Origin of the sequence: Nocardia uniformis NBRC 13702 (genome assembly GCF_001613345.1) — a bacterium.
In the GTDB taxonomy this organism is placed as follows: Bacteria; Actinomycetota; Actinomycetes; order Mycobacteriales; family Mycobacteriaceae; genus Nocardia; species Nocardia uniformis.
Window position 1 is genome coordinate 2501 of sequence record NZ_BDCE01000132.1, and the last position, 2929, is coordinate 5429.

Genomic DNA, 2929 nt, shown 5'->3' on the forward strand with positions numbered 1-2929 from the left:
GTAGTGCTCCCGAGTAGCAGCGGGCCCGTGAAATCTGCTGTGAATCTGTCGGGACCACCCGATAAGCCTGAATACTCCCTGGTGACCGATAGCGGACTAGTACCGTGAGGGAAAGGTGAAAAGTACCCCGGGAGGGGAGTGAAATAGTACCTGAAACCGTGCGCTTACAATCCGTCGGAGCCTTCGCATCCTTGTGGTGTGTGGGGTGACGGCGTGCCTTTTGAAGAATGAGCCTGCGAGTCATCGGTATGTGGCGAGGTTAACCCGTGTGGGGTAGCCGTAGCGAAAGCGAGTCCGAATAGGGCGGTTCAGTCGCATACTATGGACCCGAAGCGGAGTGATCTACCCATGGCCAGGGTGAAGCGACGGTAAGACGTCGTGGAGGCCCGAACCCACTTAGGTTGAAAACTGAGGGGATGAGCTGTGGGTAGGGGTGAAAGGCCAATCAAACTCCGTGATAGCTGGTTCTCCCCGAAATGCATTTAGGTGCAGCGTCGCGTGTTTCTCACCGGAGGTAGAGCTACTGGATGGTCTAGGGGGCCCACAAGCTTACCGAAATCAGCCAAACTCCGAATGCCGGTGAGTGAGAGCGCGGCAGTGAGACTGCGGGGGATAAGCTTCGTAGTCGAGAGGGAAACAGCCCAGATCGCCGGCTAAGGCCCCTAAGCGTGTACTAAGTGGAAAAGGATGTGGGGTCGCACAGACAACCAGGAGGTTGGCTTAGAAGCAGCCACCCTTGAAAGAGTGCGTAATAGCTCACTGGTCAAGTGATCCTGCGCCGACAATGTAGCGGGGCTCAAGTACACCGCCGAAGCCGCGGCACTCAGACACATATCTTGCTTTCGAGCCAGGAGTCTGGGTGGGTAGGGGAGCGTCGTGTAGCCAGGGAAGCAGCAGTGTGAACTAGTTGTGGAGGCTGCGCGAGTGAGAATGCAGGCATGAGTAGCGAAAGACGAGTGAGAAACTCGTCCGCCGAATGACCAAGGGTTCCTGGGCCAGGTTAATCCGCCCAGGGTGAGTCGGGACCTAAGACGAGGCCGACAGGCGTAGCCGATGGACAACGGGTTGATATTCCCGTACCCGTGTATCCGCGCCCAATGGCGAATCATCTGTGCTAAGTATCCAAAAGCGGATGGACTCCCTTCGGGGAGCCGGATGTGGCTGCATACGACCCCGGGTGTAGTAGTCAAGCGATGGGGTGACGCAGGAAGGTAGCTGGGCCAGGTGATGGAATACCTGGTGTAAGCGTGTAGGGAGTCCCGTAGGCAAATCCGCGGGGCACATATCCTGAGACGTGATGCGTAGCCGATTGAGGCGAATTCAGTGATCCTATGCTGCCGAGAAAAGCCTCTAGCGAGCTGGTACATGGCCCGTACCCCAAACCGACACAGGTGGTCAGGTAGAGAATACTAAGGCGATCGAGATAACTGTGGTTAAGGAACTCGGCAAAATACCTCCGTAACTTCGGGAGAAGGAGGGCCCTGTCTGGTGAACACCCTTGCGGTGGGAGCTGGGTGGGGTCGCAGAGACCAGTGAGAAGCGACTGTTTACTAAAAACACAGGTCCGTGCGAAGTCGTAAGACGATGTATACGGACTGACGCCTGCCCGGTGCCGGAAGGTTAAGAGGACCGGTTAGCCTGTAAGGGCGAAGCTGAGAATTTAAGCCCCGGTAAACGGCGGTGGTAACTATAACCATCCTAAGGTAGCGAAATTCCTTGTCGGGTAAGTTCCGACCTGCACGAATGGCGTAACGACTTCTCAGCTGTCTCAACCACAGACTCGGCGAAATTGCAGTACGAGTAAAGATGCTCGTTACGCGCGGCAGGACGAAAAGACCCCGGGACCTTCACTATAGCTTGGTATTGGTGTTCGGTACGGTTTGTGTAGGATAGGTGGGAGACTGTGAAACTCGCACGCCAGTGTGGGTGGAGTCATCGTTGAAATACCACTCTGATCGTATTGGACCTCTAACCTCGGACCCTGATCGGGTTCAGGGACAGTGCCTGGTGGGTAGTTTAACTGGGGCGGTTGCCTCCCAAAATGTAACGGAGGCGCCCAAAGGTTCCCTCAGCCTGGTTGGCAATCAGGTGTCGAGTGCAAGTGCACAAGGGAGCTTGACTGTGAGAGCGACAGCTCGAGCAGGGACGAAAGTCGGGACTAGTGATCCGGCACCGGCAAGTGGAAGCGGTGTCGCTCAACGGATAAAAGGTACCCCGGGGATAACAGGCTGATCTTCCCCAAGAGTCCATATCGACGGGATGGTTTGGCACCTCGATGTCGGCTCGTCGCATCCTGGGGCTGGAGTAGGTCCCAAGGGTTGGGCTGTTCGCCCATTAAAGCGGCACGCGAGCTGGGTTTAGAACGTCGTGAGACAGTTCGGTCTCTATCCGCCGCGCGCGTCAGAAACTTGAGGAAGGCTGTCCCTAGTACGAGAGGACCGGGACGGACGAACCTCTGGTGTGCCAGTTGTTCCGCCAGGAGCACGGCTGGTTTGCTACGTTCGGAAGGGATAACCGCTGAAAGCATCTAAGCGGGAAGCCTGTTCCAAGATGAGGTTTCTCACCCCCTCGAGGGGTTAAGGCCCCCGGCAGACCACCGGGTTGATAGGCCAGAACTGGAAGCCCTGTAAGGGGTGTAGGTGACTGGTACTAATAGGCCGAGGACTTACCAACAAAGAAGCTACGCGTCCACTGTGCGGTATCTGAAACAACACACAGATCACCGAGACAACACAATCTCCGACACCATCATTGGTGGTGTGCGGGGGTGGGTGTGGCTCTCTGTGTGACAGTTTCATAGAGTTACGGCGGCTATAGCGGTGGGGAAACGCCCGGTCCCATTCCGAACCCGGAAGCTAAGGCCACCTGCGCCGATGGTACTGCACTCGACAGGGTGTGGGAGAGTAGGACACCGCCGGAACATCCTTCG

2 rRNA genes (1 of these 2 only partly in view) are annotated in these 2929 nt (G+C 56.6%); both read left to right on the forward strand.

The window, feature by feature from the left end:
- A 23S ribosomal RNA gene (locus NU1_RS39725) occupies positions 1-2673 on the forward strand; it begins 446 nt to the left of the window's first position.
- Positions 2674-2803: 130 nt separating this feature from the next.
- A 5S ribosomal RNA gene (rrf, locus tag NU1_RS39730) occupies positions 2804-2920 on the forward strand.
- The last annotated feature ends 9 nt before the right edge of the window (positions 2921-2929 follow it).